Source organism: Paraburkholderia sp. (assembly GCF_035656215.1).
GTDB lineage: Bacteria > Pseudomonadota > Gammaproteobacteria > Burkholderiales > Burkholderiaceae > Paraburkholderia.
The window spans coordinates 1-19,395 of the sequence record NZ_DASRSY010000427.1 but is presented as its reverse complement, the minus strand read 5'-3'; the positions used below and the strand labels follow the sequence as shown (position 1 = coordinate 19,395).

General features: G+C 61.1%; 18 protein-coding genes. 9 read left to right on the top strand and 9 right to left on the bottom strand.

Going from position 1 to position 19,395, the window contains the following annotated elements; translation table 11 throughout:
* Window positions 1-44 precede the first annotated feature (44 nt).
* On the bottom strand, window positions 45-332 hold the full coding sequence (locus tag VFE81_RS25125; RefSeq protein WP_325047172.1) for a helix-turn-helix transcriptional regulator: 288 nt from the start codon (window positions 330-332) through the stop codon (window positions 45-47).
* A gap of 760 nt (window positions 333-1,092) precedes the next feature.
* Between VFE81_RS25125 and VFE81_RS25120 the strand changes: the two genes are divergently transcribed.
* A complete protein-coding gene (locus VFE81_RS25120; RefSeq protein ID WP_325047171.1) occupies window positions 1,093-1,914 on the top strand; it encodes an alpha/beta hydrolase in 822 nt (273 codons plus the stop codon).
* An 84-nt stretch (window positions 1,915-1,998) separates the two neighbouring features.
* Here VFE81_RS25120 and VFE81_RS25115 read toward each other — a convergent pair whose 3' ends face one another.
* From VFE81_RS25115 to garL, 3 genes are all read right to left on the bottom strand, one after another.
* The gene (locus tag VFE81_RS25115) at window positions 1,999-2,538 is read right to left on the bottom strand and encodes a DUF2867 domain-containing protein (RefSeq protein ID WP_325047170.1); all 540 of its coding nucleotides are present in this window, start codon (window positions 2,536-2,538) and stop codon (window positions 1,999-2,001) included.
* A 259-nt stretch (window positions 2,539-2,797) separates the two neighbouring features.
* The gene (locus VFE81_RS25110) at window positions 2,798-3,712 is read right to left on the bottom strand and encodes a 2-hydroxy-3-oxopropionate reductase (RefSeq protein WP_325047169.1); all 915 of its coding nucleotides are present in this window, start codon (window positions 3,710-3,712) and stop codon (window positions 2,798-2,800) included.
* Window positions 3,713-3,738: 26 nt separating this feature from the next.
* Window positions 3,739-4,524 (bottom strand): 2-dehydro-3-deoxyglucarate aldolase, encoded by a 786-nt coding sequence (gene garL / locus VFE81_RS25105; RefSeq protein WP_325047168.1) that lies wholly within the window; start codon window positions 4,522-4,524, stop codon window positions 3,739-3,741.
* 221 nt (window positions 4,525-4,745) lie between these two features.
* Here garL and VFE81_RS25100 point away from each other — a divergent pair, with 221 nt between their 5' ends.
* Window positions 4,746-6,329, top strand: a complete 1,584-nt coding sequence (locus VFE81_RS25100; protein ID WP_325047167.1) for an aldehyde dehydrogenase (NADP(+)) — start codon at window positions 4,746-4,748, stop codon at window positions 6,327-6,329.
* 120 nt (window positions 6,330-6,449) lie between these two features.
* On the opposite strand, the gene VFE81_RS25095 is transcribed toward VFE81_RS25100, so the two are convergent.
* From VFE81_RS25095 to kdgD, 3 genes are all read right to left on the bottom strand, one after another.
* Entirely contained in the window at window positions 6,450-7,193 is a 744-nt protein-coding gene (locus VFE81_RS25095; RefSeq protein ID WP_325047166.1) for a FadR/GntR family transcriptional regulator, read from the bottom strand.
* Between the two features lie 199 nt (window positions 7,194-7,392).
* Window positions 7,393-8,745 carry an MFS transporter gene (locus tag VFE81_RS25090; protein WP_325047165.1) on the bottom strand — a complete coding sequence of 451 codons (1,353 nt, stop codon included), beginning with the start codon at window positions 8,743-8,745 and terminating at the stop codon, window positions 7,393-7,395.
* A gap of 115 nt (window positions 8,746-8,860) precedes the next feature.
* A complete protein-coding gene (kdgD, locus tag VFE81_RS25085) occupies window positions 8,861-9,778 on the bottom strand; it encodes a 5-dehydro-4-deoxyglucarate dehydratase (RefSeq protein ID WP_325047164.1) in 918 nt (305 codons plus the stop codon).
* A gap of 215 nt (window positions 9,779-9,993) precedes the next feature.
* Between kdgD and garD the strand changes: the two genes are divergently transcribed.
* The 7 genes from garD (at window position 9,994) to VFE81_RS25050 (ending at window position 18,282) form a co-directional block, all read left to right on the top strand.
* A complete protein-coding gene (gene garD, locus VFE81_RS25080) occupies window positions 9,994-11,583 on the top strand; it encodes a galactarate dehydratase (RefSeq protein ID WP_325047163.1) in 1,590 nt (529 codons plus the stop codon).
* Window positions 11,584-11,649: 66 nt separating this feature from the next.
* Window positions 11,650-12,492, top strand: a complete 843-nt coding sequence (locus VFE81_RS25075; protein ID WP_325047162.1) for an NAD(P)-dependent oxidoreductase — start codon at window positions 11,650-11,652, stop codon at window positions 12,490-12,492.
* Window positions 12,489-13,418, top strand: coding sequence for an SMP-30/gluconolactonase/LRE family protein (locus VFE81_RS25070; protein ID WP_325047161.1), 930 nt, complete (start codon window positions 12,489-12,491; stop codon window positions 13,416-13,418). Before VFE81_RS25075 ends, VFE81_RS25070 begins: the two co-directional genes overlap by 4 nt.
* Window positions 13,419-14,038: 620 nt before the next feature.
* Complete coding sequence (locus tag VFE81_RS25065; RefSeq protein WP_325047160.1) at window positions 14,039-15,031, top strand: TRAP transporter substrate-binding protein; 993 nt, start codon at window positions 14,039-14,041, stop codon at window positions 15,029-15,031.
* Between the two features lie 139 nt (window positions 15,032-15,170).
* Window positions 15,171-15,650: a TRAP transporter small permease gene (locus VFE81_RS25060; RefSeq protein WP_325047159.1), complete on the top strand. Its 480-nt coding sequence runs from the start codon at window positions 15,171-15,173 to the stop codon at window positions 15,648-15,650.
* A gap of 7 nt (window positions 15,651-15,657) precedes the next feature.
* On the top strand, window positions 15,658-17,010 hold the full coding sequence (locus VFE81_RS25055; RefSeq protein WP_325047158.1) for a TRAP transporter large permease: 1,353 nt from the start codon (window positions 15,658-15,660) through the stop codon (window positions 17,008-17,010).
* Window positions 17,011-17,082: 72 nt separating this feature from the next.
* Window positions 17,083-18,282, top strand: a complete 1,200-nt coding sequence (locus VFE81_RS25050) for a porin (RefSeq protein ID WP_325047157.1) — start codon at window positions 17,083-17,085, stop codon at window positions 18,280-18,282.
* Between the two features lie 140 nt (window positions 18,283-18,422).
* Here the strand turns inward: VFE81_RS25050 and VFE81_RS25045 are convergent, their stop codons facing one another.
* A complete protein-coding gene (locus tag VFE81_RS25045; protein ID WP_325047156.1) occupies window positions 18,423-18,770 on the bottom strand; it encodes a 4-oxalocrotonate tautomerase in 348 nt (115 codons plus the stop codon).
* On the bottom strand, window positions 18,652-19,395 hold a 744-nt coding region (locus VFE81_RS25040; RefSeq protein WP_325047155.1), incomplete at its 5' end, for a class II aldolase/adducin family protein. The genes VFE81_RS25040 and VFE81_RS25045, both read right to left, overlap by 119 nt.

Sequence of the window (19,395 nt, the reverse complement as noted above, 5' to 3'; positions counted from 1 at the left end):
GCAAGAGGCAGCCCCGTGAGCGCTCAAAGCCACGGGCACGCAGGCTATGCGATCGAAATAAACAGTTGCTTGCCACACGCGGCCGCGTATCGGCGCAATGTATCGATAGAAGGCGAGTGCTGCCCCGAAGCGAGCGCCCGTTCAAGCCGGGTGATGGCCGGCGCTTTCGTGCCCATGCGTTCGGCGATTTGCGCCTGGGTCAAACCGGCTTCGCGGCGCGCGGCGAGCATCTGATCGAGCAGCGCGAATTCTTCGCGGTTCAACCGCTCGTATTCGGTGCGTACTTCCGGGTCGGCGAGCGCCCGTTCGCGCATTGCCTTATAAGTCGCCATTTCTGATCTCCAGCAATCTTTTGCGCGCCACGTCCAGTTCATTGCGCGGCGTTTGTTGCGACTTCTTCACGAAGCAGTGTGAGGTTCGCCGAGATTCGGACCGTATTCCTCCATGCGATCGGTCAGCGCGATGAAGCGCGCGAGCAGCGTTTTCGGCAAGGAGGCAACGTTCACTTTGACCTTTTCATTGTAGAAACCGATCTAAAATGTCATTGGAATTCGTGGTAACAAATATGTTATCAACGCGCAAGCAAACGACCTCGCCAGTTATTGCTGTCAATCAGCAAAAACCGGAGGCGTTGCCCGGAAGGGAAGCGAACGATCGGAAGGGCGAAGGCAGGACCGCGATGAGCGGTTACGACGGCGTTGGCGCAACTGGCTGTTCGGCTGGGTTGAGTCGTGCGGGACGCGATATCGGGCGCGGCACGGTGGCGGTCTCCTTTTACATTGGCTGGCTGAATGGGAGTAGCGAATCAAGGTCCACTCGTCATCAACCGACAATAACTCCGTTCGCGCCGACTTTCTATTAGCCGGTCAGCTAGTCCGTCATAAAGGCATGTTGCAGACCGTGTCATGCTTTGAGCAAGCGTCGCACCGTGCATCGACCGGTCGTTTTCTTCCTCTGTTGCAATTGCCTATGCTTTGAATTCGCTGTTAGCGGATTTCGTCGGGCGGCACGACCCGTGCTGCTCCAATGGTCTGAGAGAACACGCTTCATCCACCTGTCGGCGACGACCGACTTCATCTAAGGAGTCAGCAGATGAGCACGATCACCACGAAAGACGGTACGGAGATTTTCTACAAGGATTGGGGCAAAGGCCGCCCGGTTGTCTTCTCGCATGGCTGGCCGTTGTCCGCGGACGCCTGGGATGCGCAGATGCTGTTCCTCGGCAGCAAAGGCTTTCGCGTGATCGCGCACGACCGGCGCAGCCACGGCCGTTCGGCGCAGACGTGGGATGGCAACGACATGGATACCTATGCCGACGATCTCGCTGCGCTGATCGAGCACCTCGACCTGCAGGACGCCACCCTGGTCGGCCATTCGACCGGCGGCGGTGAAGTCGCGCACTACATCGGCCGGCACGGGACGAAACGCGTGGCGAAGGCCGTGCTGATCGGTGCGGTGCCGCCGCTGATGCTCAAGACGGAAGGCAACCCGGAAGGCACGCCGATCGATGTGTTCGATGGCATCCGCAAGGGCGTGGTCGACGATCGTTCGCAGTTTTTCAAGGATCTGGCGCTGCCTTTCTACGGCTACAACCGTCCGAACGCGAAGGTGTCGCAAGGCGTGATCGATTCGTTCTGGGCACAAGGCATGGTCGGCTCGATCAAGGGGCTTTACGACTGCATCAAGCAGTTCTCCGAAGTCGACTACACGGAAGATCTGAAGAAGATCGACGTGCCGACTCTGGTGCTGCATGGCGACGACGACCAGATCGTGCCGATCGACGCCGCAGGCCGCAAGACGGCGAAGATCGTGAAGAACGCCACACTCAAGGTCTATCCGGGCGGCCAGCACGGTATGTGCACCGTCGAGGCGGACAAGGTGAATGCCGATCTACTGGAATTTATCGGCTCGTAGTGCGCGGACATAACAAGTGCGGCTGGCTAGGGGCAATTGTCCCGCGCTGGCCGCACACCCATACCCGCGTACGGCGGCCGCCGCTCAGGCAGTTGGCCAGCCGATGCGCGCCGCTCGGCGCAACGTCGAGCGAACCACCAACCGGTGGAACGGAGCGATGGCGAGGATATAAAAACGCCCAAGCCCATTGTGACAGTGCACGACGGTGGACAGAGTCAGATAGCGCGCGCTGCCCTCGTGCGTATCGCGCGTTTGCTGCAACACCGAGAGCCGGAAGTCCAGATGGCTGTCGTTCTCGCCGAGAATGATCTCGCGTGCGCTGCGCGCGTAGATTCGGAAGATGTCGACCCGATCCCTTGAGCCGGGTGGATTCGCCATGCGCAACTGCTTCGACGTCTTGAGCCCGAAGCGGGCGACCAACGCATCACGCAGCCCCAGCAGTTTCGCGATCCATCCCGCCTGATGCGCGAACAGAAAGCGCGCGAGCAATTCCGGGTCGTCGATCGCGTTGTCCGGCAAGCGGACGGCGTACGCGTCCGCGAGATCCGGGGCATCGTATATGCGGGCCACGCCGGATTCAACCGGCACAGCAACGGAAAGCACGGAACGGTTGGCGTTTGGCATGGGACGTGCGTCGCTAAAAATGGATCGGGCAGGGAGGGGTGACTCCGCTACGCTCGCGCGGCAGTTCCAATCGCGCACGCGCATCAAGTCTACTCGTGCTTGAGTGCGGAACTCATTGGACCGACTGGGCGTGTGCGTCGGCCAAGGCCTTTGTCGTCGAGACTGGCTCGCTCAGGCCGCGAACGCGTAAATGCGCCGCTCCAGCTTCTCTATCTGTAATAGAGCAGGTGGAGCGGCGTCTGAAGTAGGGCCTGCGGGTTTAGCTGACCTGCTGGCCGATTTCGTGATTGGCGAGTATTTCGAGCGCGCGCACCATGGCGGAGTGATCCCATGCTTTGCCGCCCTGTGCCACGCAGGCGTTGAAGAGCTGCTGGCAGGTGGCCGTATTGGGCAAGGACACGCCAAGTGCCTGGGCCGTCGAGAGCGCGAGATTCAGATCCTTCTGGTGAAGCTCGATACGAAAGCCGGGATCGAAGGTGCGCTTCGTCATCCGTTCACCGTGCACTTCGAGAATGCGCGAGGACGCAAAGCCGCCCATCAATGCTTCGCGCACGCGCGCAGGATCGACGCCGGCTTTGGAGGCGAGCAGCAACGCTTCGCCGACAGCCTCGATCGTCGCGGCGACGATCACCTGATTGGCGACCTTGCACACCTGACCCGCGCCGACAGCGCCGATCAGCGTGACATTCTTGCCCATCATGTCGAAGAGCGGCTTGACGCTATCGAAGGTTGCTGTTTCGCCGCCCACCATGATGGTCAGCGAACCAGCCTTGGCGCCGACCTCGCCACCTGAAACCGGCGCATCGAGATAGTCCGCGCCGCGTTCACGCACGCGGGCCGCGAACTCGCGCGTGGCCATCGGCGAAATCGAGCTCATGTCGACCACGGTTTGTCCCGGACGCAAAGCCTCGGCGAGGCCTTTTTCGCCAAACAGCACGCGTTCGACGTCCGGTGTGTCCGGCACCATGACGAAGATCACGTCGGCGTGCGCGGCCACGGCGGCCGGGCTGTCACACGCGACAGCGCCGGCCTGGGTGAGATCGTCGGGCACGCCGCTGCGCGTAAACGCGGCAAGGGGCACGCCGTTCTTAAGAAGGTTGGCGGCCATGGGCTTGCCCATGATGCCGAGTCCAATAAAGCCTGCTTTTTGCATGGAATTCTCCGGAGATGTCATAGCGGCCGTCTCTACTTCCAGCCCGCTTATTTCTGCATGAAGTGTTTTTGAACCGTTTGTGCGGCGGCTTTCAGCAGCCCCATATCAGCACAGACCGCGACGACGCGGCAACCCATCGAGATGTAGCGCTCCGCGTCGGCCTGTACGGGGGCGAGAATGCCGCTCGGCTTGCCGGCGGCCTGCGCGCGCTCGAAAATGCGAAGAATCGCCTGTTGCACGTCGGGATGGTTCGGGTTGCCGATGTGGCCGTAGGCGGCCGCGAGATCGGACGGTCCGACGAACACGGCGTCGACACCGTCCACGGCAAGAATCTCGTCAATGTTGTCGACCGCCTTGCGGCTTTCGATCTGAACGATGACGCAGACGTTGTCGTTGGCGATGTCGAAGTAATTGGCTACCGTAGCATAGCGATTGCCCCGGTGGCTCACCGACACGCCACGGATGCCCTGCGGCGGGTAGCGCGTCGCGGCGACGGCGTGGGCCGCGTCTTCGGCGCTCTCGATGAACGGCACCAGAAAATTCGAGAAGCCGCTATCCAGAAGCCGTTTGATGAACACGCTATCGTTGGCCGGCGGCCGCACCACAGGCGCGCTCGGGCTGTCCTTGAGCGCCATCAATTGGGGGATCAGTGTCAGCACGTCGTTCGGTGCGTGTTCGGCATCCAGCAGCATCCAGTCGAAGCCGACGATGCCGAGCAGTTCAGTGACAATCGGGCTGGCAAGCGAAGCCCAGCAGCCGATCAGGGTTTCGCCGCCGCAGACGGCGCGGCGAAAGCTATTGGGTAAGGGCTGGTAGGGCGTGGCTGCTGTCATGGGGTGTCTCCTCGAACTGCAATTTACCGGGTAAGCTCCGACGCCTGTGAATCGCATGTTATAGGTCGTCGTATGTCTTAATGCAGATTAGCATTGGGCCGTCCGTCTGTAACGGCCACGTAAACCCGAATTCCTCGTGGAGCGGGGGTTTCGGGTTGCGCGCAGGCTCATCTATGTTGTAGGATGACCTATATCTAAGATGTCCATCCAAGGAAAGCGAAATGTCTATTACCGGCGAAATGCTGATTGGTCGCAAAGCAGTGCGCGGCGAGGAAAAACCTTTGCGAGCGTTCAATCCCGCCGCGGGGGCCGACATCGCCGAGCCGGTGTTCGGCAGCGGCTCGGTTGCGAATGTCGAGCTTGCCTGCGAACTCGCGCAGAAAGCGTTCGACCCGTACCGGCATCTGCCGCTCACGGTGCGCGCCGAGTTTCTCGAGCGTATCGCAGACGGCATCACGGCGCTCGGTGACGCGCTGATCCAGCGCGCGCACGAAGAGTCGGGCCTGCCGAAGGCGCGTCTCGAAGGCGAGCGCGGCCGCACGACAGGCCAGCTCAAACTGTTCGCCCAGGTCGTACGCGCCGGCCAATGGCTCGCCGCGACGCTCGATTCGCCGTTGCCTGAGCGCAAGCCTCTGCCGCGCTCCGACCTGCGCATGCAAAAGATTCCGTTGGGCCCGGTCGCCGTTTTCGGTGCCAGCAACTTCCCGCTCGCGTTTTCGGTGGCGGGCGGTGATACTGCTGCGGCGCTCGCGGCGGGCTGCCCGGTGGTGGTGAAGGCGCATCGCGCGCACCTGGGCACCTCGGAGATGGTCGGCCGTGTGATTCAACAGGTCGCGCAGGAAATGGATTTGCCGGAAGGCGTCTTCTCGATGATCGTCGGCGCCGGTAATTCCGTCGGTGAAGCGCTGGTCGCGCATCCGGCGATCAAGGCGGTGGGGTTCACGGGTTCGCGCGCAGGCGGCACGTCGCTGATGCGCGTCGCGGCGGCGCGGTCCGAGCCGATTCCGGTCTACGCGGAAATGAGCAGCATCAATCCGGTGTTCCTCCTGTCGAATGCGCTGTCGCAACGCGGTGAGACCATCGCGCGCGGCTTCGTCGATTCGCTGGTGCTCGGCGCGGGGCAGTTCTGTACCAACCCGGGGCTCGCGATCGCCGTCGACAGCGACGCACTCAAAGGCTTCGTTGCAACGGCCTCCGAAGCACTGAGCGGCAAGTCGGCCCAGACCATGCTGACAGCCGGCATCCACGCGGCCTATGAAGACGGCGAAGGCAAACTGGCTGCGACGAGAGGCGTCGAAACGGTTGCGCAAGGCGTTGACGCAACGGGCCCGACGCAGGCTCGCGCGGCCTTGTTCGTGACCGATGCGCTGACCTTCCTGTCCACGCCGGCACTGGAGGACGAGGTTTTCGGACCTGCGTCGACGATCGTGCGTTGCAAGGATGAGCAGGAGATGCTCGCGGTGGCCGAGCACTTTGCCGGTCAACTGACTGCCACGGTGCAGATGGACAGCGCTGATCTGCCTGCCGCGAAGAAGCTGGTGCCGATTCTCGAACGCAAGGCCGGACGGATTCTGATCAACGGTTTCCCGACGGGTGTCGAGGTTTCACACGCGATGGTGCACGGCGGGCCCTTCCCGGCCACCTCCGATAGCCGCGCAACGTCAGTGGGCACGACGTCGATCGAGCGCTTCCTGCGTCCGGTGTGCTATCAGGATTTCCCGGCCGACCTGCTGCCCGAGTCGCTGGCCGACGGCAATCCGCTGGACTTGTGGCGCCGTCGTGATGGCGAGATCACGCGCAGCTAAGCGAAGCGTGAGCGGCGCCGAAGTGGGCGCCGCGTGAGATAAAAAAATGGCCGGGATATCCCGGCCATTTTTTTATCTCACGCGCGACGAATCAGCGCTTGCTCAGCGTCAGCGCAAGAATCAGCTATTTGCTTCCGCGGCTTCGTTCGCACGCCTGAGCCGCTCGCGGCTATTGGACAGGTGCATGCGCATTGCCGCGCGCGCGCCTTCGGCATCGTGCCGCGTGATCGCCTCGAGAATACTTTCGTGCTCCAGATTGACGAGCGACAGATATGCGTCGGGCTCAGCTCGCGCGATCCCCGCCGAATCGAGCCGGTTGCGCGGAATCAGCGCGCTGCCCATCTGCGTCAGGATGTCGACGAAATACCGGTTGCCGGTTGCTCGCGCCACGGAGATGTGGAACTGCAGGTCGGCGTCGACGCTATCCAGCCCGTTGTGGCGGGTGGCTTCGATCGCATCGAGTGCGGTGCGCATGCGCGCGAGATCGTCCGGCTTGGCCCGTTGAGCCGCCAGACCCGCGCATTCCGTTTCGAGGCTGATGCGCAGTTCCAGGATCGACAGCACGTCGCGCAAGGTGGTGGCGGGCACCATGTCGATGCCCAGCTTTTCGCGCTGCGGTTCCAGCACAAAGCTGCCGATGCCGTGACGTGTCTCGATGACCTTGCCCGCCTGCAAGCGTGAAATTGCTTCGCGGATGACGGTGCGGCTCACGCTCAGCGTGACCATCAATTGCGATTCGGTTGGCAGTTTGTCGCCGGGCTTCAACGCGTTAGACGCAATTTGCTCGGTGACGTAGCTGACGACAAACTCGGCAAGATTGCGCGCGCGTCGTGGCGGTACCGCGGATGCCAGTGGTGTAGCCATCGAAAACGCCCCTTGAATCAGATAGTTGCAGATACTTCCTGCGATCCATTATACCGTCGTCTGACGACTGATTATATAAACGCCGGATCATTTTCGGCATCGACGTCAAACTTGGCGTCGATGCCCGGCTTAAGGCGCCTGGCAGAGCGGTCACGTTGTTTTTGCAGGCGCCCCGGGAAGTACGATAACCGCCTGGCAGCTAGCCCTGGCGCAATTCGACCCGTTTGATGTCTTTCACGATCACGAGGTAGCTGAACACCGTCAGCAAGGCATTCAGGCCCACGAAAACCAGCGCGCCGTTGAACGACCCGGTCTTCGCGACGACGTAGCCGATCACGATGGGCGTCACGATGCCGGCAACGTTGCCGAACATATTGAAGATGGCGCCTGACAAACCGAGGGCCTCTTTCGGCGACGTATCCGCCACGACGGCCCAGCCCAGCGCCCCGATGCCTTTGCCGAAGAATGCGAGCGACATGAGCGCGACGACGATCCAGTCGGTCGAAACGTAGTTGCAGCCGATGATGCACGCCGACAGCAGCATGCCGCCGACAATCGGCACCTTGCGCGCGACCGTGAGCGAATGTCCGCGCCGGATCAGTCCGTCGGACAGAATGCCGCCGAGCACGCCACCGGAGAATCCGCAGATCGCGGGCAGCGACGCCACCAGACCCGCATGCAGAATCGTCATGCCGCGCGCCTGCACGAGGTAGATCGGAAACCAGGTGAGGAAGAAGTACGTCAGCACGTTGATGCAGTACTGGGCGAGATAGACGCCGAGCAGCATGCGGTTGGTCAGCAGTTGACGCACCAGCGACCAGCCGCCGGTGCTGGCGATGTCCTCAGCCCGGGCTGCTTTCTTGTGCCCGTTCACCACGCCGCCGCCCTGTTCGATGTAATCGAGTTCGGTGCGCGAGACACGCGGGTGGTCGGCGGGGTTCTTCATCACCTTCAGCCAGGTGAGGGCGAGAAAAAGTCCGGCCAAGCCCATCACGAGGTAGACCGTGTGCCAGCTGAACGCGTGGGTCAGCCATGCCATCAGCGGCGTGAAAATGACTGCCGCGAAGTATTGAGCAGAATTGAAAATGGCGGACGCCGTGCCGCGTTCATTGGTGGGAAACCAGCTCGCCACAACCTTGGCGTTGGCTGGAAACGCAGGCGATTCGGCCGCGCCCATTGCAAAGCGCAGCACGAACAGCGCGGTGACGGCAGCCGCCGCGCTGCCCAACAGACCGATCGAACTTTGCAGCAGCGTAAATAGCGACCACAGGAAAATACTCGCCGCGTAGACACGGCGCGCGCCGAAACGGTCGAGCAGCCAGCCCGCCGGCAATTGCGACAGAACGTAAGCCCAGCTGAACGCGGAGAAGATGTAGCCCATCCTGATCGCGTCGAAGCCGAACTCGGCGCGCATCGCGGATCCGGTTACCGAGAGCGTGGCGCGGTCCGCGTAATTGAATGTCGTGATCAGAAAGATCAGCAACAGAATCGCGTAGCGGACTTTGGTGCGCTTTGCGACGTGGGCGGGGCTCGCGGTGCGGCTCATTTCCATCGTCATCTCCTGAATTTTTATCAGCAAAAAAGCGCCCGGCGACGTTGCCGTCCCGGGCGCTCCTTGCAGTGCCGTGCGCGCGACCCAGGTTCGCCGGGCCTCGCGCCGTACCGTCTTACTGCGCGCCGAGCTTCTTGATCAGCACGTCGAGTTGCGCCATTTCTTCTTCAGTCAGATCGGTCAGCGGTGCGCGCACCGGACCCGCGCTGTGGCCGACCAGCTTCGCGCCGGCCTTCACGATGCTGACCGCGTAACCCTGGCGGCGGTTGCGGATCGCCAGATACGGCAGGAAGAATTCGTCGAGCAACTTGCCGACAGTCGCCTGGTCGTCCGCGGCAATCGCGCGGTAGAAGTCCATCGCGGTCTTCGGAATGAAGTTGAACACCGCCGACGAGTACACCGGCACGCCCAGCGCCTTGTAGGCGGCGGCGTAAACTTCAGCGGTCGGCAGGCCGCCGAGGTACGAGAAGCGGTCGCCGAGACGCCGGCGGATCGACACCATGTTCTCGATCTCGCCCACGCCGTCCTTGAAGCCGATCAGGTTGGGGCAGCGCTCGGCCAGCCCTTCGAGCATGTCGGCGTTAAGCTTGGAGTTGGCGCGGTTGTAGATGATCACGCCCATGTTCGGCACGGACTTGCAGACTTCTTCCGCGTGCGCCGCGATGCCTTCCTGGCAGGCTTCGGTCAGGTAGTGGGGCATCAACAGAATGCCGTTCGCGCCGTGACGTTCGGCTTCCTGCGCGTACGCGATCGCCACACGGGTCGGGCCGCCCGCGCCGGCGAGAATCGGCACCTTGCCTTTGCAGACTTCAGTTGCCGTGCGCACGACGTTCGAGTAGTCGTTATGCGTGAGCGAGAAGAATTCACCCGTGCCGCCGGCGACGAACAGTGCCGAAGCACCGTAGGGAGCGAGCCATTCCAGGCGCTCGGCATACGTATCGGCACGGAATTCGCCTTGTTCGTCGAAGTCGGTAACAGGGAAGGACAGAAGGCCTTCGGAAACGATCTGCTTGAGTTCCTGCGGTGTCGTCATGATGAATATCCAGGGCGTCGAATAGGGGTGGTATGTAGAAATGGAGATTTCTTATACGTCATCGTACAACAACAAATCGACGAACTCAACGGTGTTTTCACGGCATAATGCACGTCATAGGGTAAATACGGAACGTCTGCTTAATCTTCTGTGTTGTAGGATGACGTATGAATGGTTGGCGCAGTAGGCGTGAAACCGCCATAAGGATCGATGCAATGGAACAAACCCCGCTCTACATCCGCGTTCACCCCAATGACAATGTCGCGATCGTCGTCAACGACGGCGGTCTGGGTGAGGGCGCCGTATTTCCCGATGGTCTTGCGCTGCGTGAGCGTGTTCCGCAAGGGCATAAAGTCGCGCTGGCCGATCTCGCGGAAGGCGACGAGGTCATCCGCTATAACGTGGTGATCGGTTATGCGCTCAAGGCCTTGCCGAAGGGCAGCTGGATCAACGAACACGTGATTCGCATGCCGAGTCCGCCCGGGCTGGAAGATCTGCCGATCGCCACCATCAAGGCGCCGGACATGCCGCCGCTGGAAGGCTTCACGTTCGAGGGCTATCGCAATGCCGACGGCTCGGTCGGCTCGCGCAACATTCTGGCGATCACGACCACGGTGCAGTGCGTCGCCGACGTGGTTCAGCATGCGGTCACGCGCATCAAGGCCGAGTTGCTGCCGCACTACCCCAATGTCGACGATGTAGTGAGCCTCGGGCACACCTATGGTTGCGGCGTCGCGATCGACGCGCCGGACGCGATGGTGCCGATCCGCACCGTGCGCAACATCAGTCTGAATCCGAATTTTGGCGGCGAAGTGATGATGGTCAGCCTCGGTTGCGAGAAGCTGCAGCCGGAACGCCTGATGCCGCCGGGCACGATTCCCATCGCCGCTGCTGCGAATGTCGCCGAAGTGGCTGACATCGGCGACGTCGAGGCCGATCTGAACGGCGACGTGGTGGTGCTTCAGGACGAAGCGCACGTCGGCTTCCAGTCGATGATCGAGTCGATCATGAGAATGGCCGACGGCCATCTGAAGCGGCTGAACAATCGCCGCCGCGAGACCTGCCCGGCCTCCGATCTGGTGATCGGCGTGCAATGCGGCGGCAGCGACGCGTTTTCCGGACTGACCGCGAATCCCGCGGTGGGCTTTGCCACCGATCTGCTGGTGCGCGCCGGTGCGACGGTGATGTTCTCCGAAGTCACCGAAGTGCGCGACGGCGTCGATCAACTGACGGCGCGCGCGGCCAACGCGGACGTGGCTGCTGCGATCATCCGCGAGATGCAGTGGTACGACGATTATCTGAAGCGCGGCGGCGCGGACCGCAGTGCCAACACCACGCCGGGCAACAAGAAGGGCGGCTTGTCGAACATCGTTGAAAAGGCGATGGGTTCGATCATCAAGTCGGGCAACTCGGCCATCTCCGGCGTGTTGTCGCCCGGTGAAAAGGTCAAGCAGAAAGGCTTGATTTACGCGGCCACGCCGGCCAGCGATTTCATCTGCGGCACGCTGCAAGTCGCGGCGGGCATCAACCTGCATGTGTTTACGACCGGCCGCGGCACGCCGTACAGTCTCGCGGAAGTGCCCGTCATCAAGGTCGCGACACGCTCCGATCTCGCGCGTCGCTGGCATGATCTGATGGATATCAATGCCGGTACCATTGCAACCGGCGCGGCGACGATCGAAGACGTGGGTTGGGAACTGTTCCGCCTGATGCTCGACGTTGCAAGCGGACGTAAAGAGACTTGCGCGGAGAAGCTCAAACTCCACAACGCGTTGACGCTGTTCAATCCGGCGCCGGTGACCTGATAGCACCGATCGCAATCACGACGCAATCACGACGCAATCACGACGCAATCACGAAAAGACTGAGACATGACTGACTCGAGCCTCGACCGCCCGGCGGCGCAGAAACCGTTCCGCCGTCTTCTGCTCACCGGCGCAGCCGGCAACCTCGGCCAGCAGTTGCGCGGTGCGCTCGCCGCGTGGGCCGAAGTGGTGCGCGTCACCGATATCGCGCCGCTGGGCGAATTGGCGGCGCACGAAGAAGCATCGATCGTGGATCTCGCAGATGAAGCCGCTGTTCACGCGCTGCTCGAAGGCGTGGATGCGGTCGTTCATCTGGGCGGCATTTCCGTCGAGGCGCCGTTCGAAGATCTGCTCGAAGCGAATATCCGCGGCCTGTACAACCTCTATTCGGCTGCGCAGAAGCAGGGCGTGAAGCGCATCGTGTACGCGAGCTCGAATCATGCCGTGGGTTTTCATCCGACGACGTCGGTGCTCGATATCGACGCGCCGCTGCGTCCCGACAGCCTGTATGGCGTGACGAAATGCTTCGGCGAATCGCTGTCGCGCTATTACTTCGACCGTTTCGGCCTCGAGACGGTGTGCCTTCGGATCGGTTCGTCGTTCGAGCAGCCGAAGAATCCGCGCATGCTCGTCACCTATCTGAGCTTCCGCGACTTTATCGAACTGGTGCGCTGCTCGCTGTTCACCAACCGGGTCGGGCACGCGATCGTTTATGGCGTGTCGGATAACCGGACCAAGTGGGTAGATAACACCAAGGCGGCGTTCCTTGGCTTTCGCCCGCAAGACAGTTCCATCGAATTCGAGCATCTCTTCCCGGTCACAGCACCCACGGCCGAGTTGGACGATCCGACGCAGCATTTCCAGGGCGGCCCGTTCGTGCTGGCCGGTCCAATGGAACCGAAGCGGTGAGCGCCGTGGCGAACCCGCGGGTGGAGCGCGTTGAGAGCGCAGGGCAGGTGCCCGCGTCGGTCGGCGAGAGTCCGGTATGGCGCGCAGCGGAACAGGCGCTCTATTGGGTAGATATTCCTGCGCAAAAGATCGTGCGGCTACGGCTCGATTCGGGGGAGCGCTCCGAGTGGCAATTGCCGGAGAAGGTGGCGTGCATTGCTTTCGATCAACACGGCACAGTGCTGGCGGGCTGTGAGACGGGACTCTTCGCGGTGACGCTGGCTGAAGGTGCATCCCGCGGCGAACCGATGATGGTGACGGGCAGAAAGCTCGCCGCGCCGGTCTTCGCATCCGACGATATGCGCTTCAACGATGGCCGTTGCGATCGGCAAGGGCGCTTCTGGTCCGGCACGATGGTGCAGGACATGGCGGCCGCCAATCCCGCGGGTGCGCTGTATCGCTTCGATGAGCGCGGCGTGTTGTCGGAGCCGGTCGTCGATGCGTTGATCACGCAAAACGGCCTGGCGTGGTCGCCCGATGGGACTACGATGTATCTGTCGGACTCGCATCCTCTGCGCCGGCAAATCTGGGCATTCGATTACGACATCCAGGCGGGCGAGCCGCGTAACCGGCGTGTATTCGCCGATCTGCATCACTATGCCGGTCGGCCGGACGGCGCCGCCGTGGATGCCGATGGCTGCTACTGGATCTGCGCGAACGACGCGGGCCTGTTGCTGCGCTTTACGCCGCAAGGCAAGCTCGACCGCCAGATTGCCGTGCCAGCCGTGAAGCCGGCAATGTGCGCATTCGGCGGCCGCAATCTGGATACGTTGTTCGTGACGTCGATTCGTCCCCCGAGTGGCGCGAGCGAGCATGACGGCCATCTCTTTGCCGTTCGCCCTGGTGTGACCGGCCTGTCCGAGCCTGAATACGCGGGCAAACTCTGAAAAAGCGCGGTGCATGAGACGGGCGTCGAGGTATTAGTACGACGACGCCTAACAGTCACCGCCTTTTATTCATCACTCGTCGTACAACATAGTGGCGGAAATGCCACTTTCGGGTCATCTCCCTCGCCACGAAAAACATAAATCCACGACGTGGGGATTTCGCTAACTTCCGCTTCTGGCTTGGTTATAACGCCGGAAACCATTCCGGAACCTCTTACGTCCAACCCGTCGCCGTGCGGGTAAATACCGGCTGTACAACTCATACCACGTTTTATAGACTTCATATGTCGTCGTACAACATATGAGCCCAAACAAATTGCTTTCGAGATAGTTTTTGGGCCGCCGGACAAAGAGGGCAGCGTTCTCTGCGCGTGTGGCCAACTTCACGCGGGATTCATGCCGATGCAGTCGAAGGAAAGAAGTCGAGTTGTCTGACAGGAGTGCTGAGCATCTGTGCCGGGGACGTCAAACAGGCCAGCACGGCGAAGCGCTCGCTACCCGAGAGGGGCGGCGCGCGCGGAGCCGGGAGACGCACCAAAACCAAGTCGCATCCGTAAACGGTCATCCGCAGGCGGCCCCCCGCAATCGATTGGATGATCTATTTTTCAAGGAATGTCACGATGAACAAGAAGTTTGCCTCTTCCCGTGTTTCGATGATTGTCGCGGCCTCCGTGCTGGCGTTCAGCACCGTATCGGCACACGCCCGCGTGTTCCGTGTGTCGGACGTGCATGGCGACACCTATCCGACCAATATGGCCGTGAAATACATGGGTGAAGAAATCAACAAGGCAACCGGTGGCAAGGATTCCGTGAAGGTCTTCGGCAACAGCGCGCTGGGTTCCGAAAACGACACGATCGATCAGGTGCGCATCGGCGCGCTGGACATGGCGCGCGCCAACGGTGCAGCGTTCAACGAGATCGTGCCTGAATCGATGATTCCGTCGCTACCGTTCCTGTTTCGCGACATCGACCATTTCCGCAAAGTAATGTACGGCCCGGAAGGCCAGAAGATCCTCGACGCCTTCAAGGCGAAGGGCATGATCGCGCTGACGTTCTATGAGAGCGGCGCGCGCTCGATGTACGCGAAGAAAGCGATCCATTCGCCCGCCGATATGAAGGGTCTCAAGGTGCGCGTGCAGCCTTCGGATCTGATGGTTGACGAAATCAAGGCGATGGGCGGCACGCCGACGCCGATGCCGTTCGCTGAAGTCTATACGGGCCTGAAGACGGGTCTCGTGGATGGCGCGGAAAACAACCTGCCGTCGTACGAAGAGACCAAGCACTTCGAAGTCGCACAGGTTTATTCCGAAACCCAGCATTCGATGACGCCGGAAGTCCTGGTGTTCTCCAAGAAGGTGTGGGACACGCTGACGCCGCAGGAGCAGGACATCATCAAGAAGGCTGCGGCTGACTCGGTGCCTTACTACGAGAAGCTGTGGACCGCGCGCGAAGCCGACGCGGCAAAGACAGTCACGAAGGGCGGTGCGACGATCGTCACAGCGTCGCAGATCGACCGTGCTGCTTTCGTGAAGGCGATGCAGCCGGTCTGGGCGAAGTACGAGAAGACGCCGCAAATGAAGCAGCTCGTCGACGAAATCCAGGCAGTCAAATAAGTTCGGAAGTAACGCGGTGGCGAAAAACCTGGCAGCAAGCGCTGGAGGTTTTTCCCGTCGCGCGGTTTCCTGAGCCGATGCTGGTTAGCAGGATTCCTGAAGACTAAATATAAGTCCGTTGTAGGCAAGGATGGGGTCAATGAGATTCATGAAGCGCCCAAATGATTTTCTCTTCCGTGTGCTGGTGGTCGTGGCGTCGGCGAGTCTTGCCACGCTGTGCCTGTTGGTAATTTATAGCGTCGTGATGCGCTATGTCTTCAGCGACGCACCGGATTTCGTCGAGCCCATTGCCCTCTTGCTGGTGATTGTGATCGCCATGTTCGGCGCCGCGCTCAAAGTTCGCGAAGGCGGCCATATCGGGCTTGACTCGCTAGTCAAGAAACTGCCGCCGAAAGGTCAAGTTGCCGCCCATGCGTTCCAGCATTTCTGCCTGATCGTGCTGGCAGTGGCGATTTTCTTCGGTTGCTGGCAGATGGCGGAGACGACGATGGATGACAGGATCCCGATCCTGGGCCTTCCGGAAGCGCTTCGTTATCTGATTCCGATCATTGCTAGCGCCTGCATCGCTCTGTTCTCGTTCGAGAACCTGCTGGGGCTTTTCGCACAGAAACAAAAATAGAAGAATCATGGAACTTGCCATCCTCTCAATTAGTTTCCTCGTTTTCCTCGTATTCGGGGTTCCGGTTTCGTTTGCGCTGGGGCTCTCGTGCGTCCTGACGTATCTGTATGAAGGCTTGCCGGCGGCCACCGCCATGCAGTCGATGATTTCTGGAATGAACGCGTTTTCGTTCCTCGCAGTCCCGTTCTTCATTTTCTCCGGCGAGTTGATGCTGCACGGCGGTATCGCCGACCGCATCCTGCGTTTCGCGCAGGCCACGGTGGGCCATTTCCGCGGTGGGCTCGGCATGGCTAACGTGGTCGCGTGTACGTTGTTCGGCGGCGTGTCCGGTTCGCCGACGGCAGACACTTCCGCGATGGGCGGCGTCGTCATTCCGCTGATGAAGCGCGAAGGCTACAGCGCGGCCTATGCGGTCAACGTGACGACTCATTCGTCGCTGGCGGGCGCGCTGATGCCTACGTCGACGAACATGATCATCTATGCGTTCGCGGCCCAAGGCATTACCGGGACGTTGAACGGCCAGCAGTTGAGCGGTGTGTCGATCGGCGATCTGTTGTTTTCGGGTCTGTTGCCGGTTCTGTGGGTGATGGGTTTCGTGCTCATCGCTGCGTACTGGCAGGCGGTGAAGTACGGCTATCCGCGCCGCCCTGACGGCTCGACCGAATTGCAGCGCTTTCCCGGCTGGTTCGCGGTGGCCCGTACGTTCCTCGGCGCATTGCCCGGCTTGATGGTGATCGCCATCATTCTGGTCTGCGTGGCAAGAGGTATTGCCACAGCGACGGAAGCGGCAGCTATTGCCGTAGCTTATTCGCTGGTGTTGACCATCGTCGTCTATCGCACGATGACGATGAAGAAGCTCTCTCATGCGCTGTCCAAGGCGGCTAAAACCACCGGCGTGGTGCTGCTGCTGATCGGTGTGTCGAACATGCTGCGCTACCAGATGGCCTATCTGGAGATTCCCGACGCAATCGAACACATGCTCGACGGCGCAACGAGTCACGCCTGGTTGATGCTGCTTTACATCAACATCCTTCAGATCTTCCTCGGCACGTTCGTCGACATGGCCGCGCACATCCTGATCACGACGCCATTGTTCCTGCCGATGGCGATGCACGCGGGCGTTGGCCCGGTGCAGTTCGGGATCATGATTTTGCTGAATTGCGCATTGGGCCTCGTGCATCCGCCGATCGGTTCAGTGCAGTTCATCGGTTGCGCGATTGGCAATGTGTCGATAGGTGAAACTACCAAGGTGGCGTGGCCTTATTACCTGGCTATCTTCAGCGCGATCAACATTGTGACGTATGTACCGATGTTTTCGACGTGGTTGCCGAGCCTGATTAACGGTCACCCGGTGTTTTGAACGCTTGATCAAGAGGCGGCGCCGGTGAGGCATTGCCAGACACAAAGATAAATTTTTTACAGAGGAGCAGAAATGAAAAAGGCACTAGCAACCTCGGCCCTTGGGTTGGTCGCCCTCGGCGCGCACGCTCAGACCAGCGTGACGTTGTACGGTATCGTCGATACGGGGATCGGTTATCAAAGCAGTTCGACGTCACTCGGTTCGACGACCGGCGGTCGCTCGGTCGTCAAGATGGTCAACGGCATCTGGGCGGGCAGCCGCTTCGGCCTGAAGGGCGCCGAGGACCTGGGCGGTGGCACGAAGGCGATCTTCCAGTTGGAAGAGGGCTTTAACAGTGCAACCGGCGCGCAGTCTGTCTCCGGTCTGGCGTTCAACCGCCAGGCGTATGTCGGCGTGGCCAATGCCTCCTACGGCTCGCTGACCGCAGGCCGCCAGTACACGTCGTACTACACGCTGCTGTCGCCCTATAGCCCGACCACGTGGCTCACGGGCGCATACGGCGCGCACCCGGGCGATATCGATTCGCTGGATACGCTGTACCGGGCGAATAACTCGCTGGTGTATACGTCGCCGAGCATGTACGGTCTGACGGTGAGCGGTTCGTATTCGCTGGGCGGCGTGGCTGGCAGCACCAATGCCGGTTCGACGTATAGCGCGGCGGTTCAGTATCTGAACGGTCCGTTCGGCATCGCAGCGGGCTACCAGCGCATCAATAACTCGACGCCTGGCGGCGGTGCGTGGGGTGCTGATTCCACGACCTCGAATGCCGGCGCGCAGACGGCTGTGTCGGGTATCAACAACGGCTACCAGACGGCGCAGGCGCAGCAGCGTGTTGCGGTGACGGGCGGCTACGCGTTCACGTCGCAATGGGATGTCTCGTTCTCGTACTCGAACGTGCAATACATCCCGGGTGTGAACTCGAAGTTCCGCAACCAGGCGATCTTCAACACGGCTGGCGCAGTGCTGCACTTCAAGCCGCTGACCGCACTGGATCTGGCTGCTGGTTATAGCTACACGCGCGCGACGCAGTCGAATGGCATCTCGAGCTCGGCTCGTTACCAGCAGTTCAATCTCTCGCAGTACTACAGCCTCTCCAAGCGTACGGGTCTGTATGCGCTCGAGGCATATCAACGTGCGGGCGGTCAGACCTTGGGAACGAACGGCACGAGCATCATCAACGCGACGGCCGATATCGGCGACGGCCAGAACGGCGCGCCGTCTTCGTCACGCAGCCAGTTTGCTGCGGGTGTGGGCATCATCCACAAGTTCTGATTGTGTAGCGGAGTGGCGGCGTCTGTCGATGCTGTCACAGCGACGCGTGTCAGACACGCGTCGCTCAGAAGTACCGGCTGCGCGCGCAATGCGCGCAGTATTTTTGGCGATGCGCAGCCTTGCATCGCGCGCGTCGGCGTTCAAGCCTGTGCTTCAGACCACAATCGCCCACCCGTTGCCCAGTTTTCGCGTTTGACGTCGGTGAGGATAATGTCCACCGAATTCGGTTCGACGCCGAGCGATTCGCAGGTCGCCTTGGTGATGGCTTCGACGAACTGGCGTTTCTGTTCCAGCGAGCGGCCTTCGAAGAGTTCGATATGAAACGTGGGCATTGCGTGACTCCGTGATGGGTGACGTTGAGAAGTAAATTTAATTGCGGTACGTGCGATCGAGCCGGTCGAGCTTGCGTAGCAACGCGGGCCATTCCAGCGCGCCTTCGATTGCACCACCGTCGTACAACTGATCCGCTGTGCGTTCGGCAATTGCATTGCCTGGCACGACGAGTTCGCTGCCACATGCTTGCGCCTGCAACTGGATTTCGCAGGCCTTGATCAGCGTCGCCATGAGCACATAAGCTTCGGCGACGGTGCGGCCGGCAGTCAGCGTGCCATGGTTGCGCAACAGCATGGCCGGTTTGCCGCCGAGATGCGCGACGAGGCGTTCGCCCTCGGTTGGCGTAAAGGCGAGGCCTTCGTAATCGTGATACGCAAGGTGGCCGTAAAAGCGCAGCGCATGTTGCGACGCCGGCAGCAAGCCGGCCGGTTGAGCGGAAACCGCCACGCCCGCCGTATTGTGCAAATGCATCACGCAGAAGGCATCGGGGCGTGCCACATGCACAGCGGCGTGCAGCGCGAAACCGGTCGCGTTGACCGGATGCTCGCTCGCGCCGACGATGTTGCCTTCGATATCGATCTTCACCAAGTTCGACGCGCACACTTCGTCGAACGCGAGACCGAACGGATTGATCAGGAAGTGGCCGGGTTCACCGGGAACACTGGCTGAGATATGCGTGTAAACCAGGTCGTCCCAGCCGTTGAGCGCCGCGAGGCGATAGGCGGCGGCCAGGTCGATGCGGGTCTGTTGTTCGGCGTCGGACCTCGGCCCCGCCTCGGC

Bases quoted from the DNA above. Each gene is read 5' to 3' on its own strand.
- VFE81_RS25125 (WP_325047172.1), bottom strand. From the start codon at position 332: ATGGCGACTTATAAGGCAATGCGCGAACGGGCGCTCGCCGACCCGGAA.
- VFE81_RS25120 (WP_325047171.1), top strand. From the start codon at position 1,093: ATGAGCACGATCACCACGAAAGACGGTACGGAGATTTTCTACAAGGAT.
- VFE81_RS25115 (WP_325047170.1), bottom strand. From the start codon at position 2,538: ATGCCAAACGCCAACCGTTCCGTGCTTTCCGTTGCTGTGCCGGTTGAA.
- VFE81_RS25110 (WP_325047169.1), bottom strand. From the start codon at position 3,712: ATGACATCTCCGGAGAATTCCATGCAAAAAGCAGGCTTTATTGGACTC.
- garL (WP_325047168.1), bottom strand. From the start codon at position 4,524: ATGACAGCAGCCACGCCCTACCAGCCCTTACCCAATAGCTTTCGCCGC.
- VFE81_RS25100 (WP_325047167.1), top strand. From the start codon at position 4,746: ATGTCTATTACCGGCGAAATGCTGATTGGTCGCAAAGCAGTGCGCGGC.
- VFE81_RS25095 (WP_325047166.1), bottom strand. From the start codon at position 7,193: ATGGCTACACCACTGGCATCCGCGGTACCGCCACGACGCGCGCGCAAT.
- VFE81_RS25090 (WP_325047165.1), bottom strand. From the start codon at position 8,745: ATGGAAATGAGCCGCACCGCGAGCCCCGCCCACGTCGCAAAGCGCACC.
- kdgD (WP_325047164.1), bottom strand. From the start codon at position 9,778: ATGACGACACCGCAGGAACTCAAGCAGATCGTTTCCGAAGGCCTTCTG.
- garD (WP_325047163.1), top strand. From the start codon at position 9,994: ATGGAACAAACCCCGCTCTACATCCGCGTTCACCCCAATGACAATGTC.
- VFE81_RS25075 (WP_325047162.1), top strand. From the start codon at position 11,650: ATGACTGACTCGAGCCTCGACCGCCCGGCGGCGCAGAAACCGTTCCGC.
- VFE81_RS25065 (WP_325047160.1), top strand. From the start codon at position 14,039: ATGAACAAGAAGTTTGCCTCTTCCCGTGTTTCGATGATTGTCGCGGCC.
- VFE81_RS25060 (WP_325047159.1), top strand. From the start codon at position 15,171: ATGAGATTCATGAAGCGCCCAAATGATTTTCTCTTCCGTGTGCTGGTG.
- VFE81_RS25055 (WP_325047158.1), top strand. From the start codon at position 15,658: ATGGAACTTGCCATCCTCTCAATTAGTTTCCTCGTTTTCCTCGTATTC.
- VFE81_RS25050 (WP_325047157.1), top strand. From the start codon at position 17,083: ATGAAAAAGGCACTAGCAACCTCGGCCCTTGGGTTGGTCGCCCTCGGC.
- VFE81_RS25045 (WP_325047156.1), bottom strand. From the start codon at position 18,770: ATGCAATTGCCGAACGCACAGCGGATCAGTTGTACGACGGTGGTGCAA.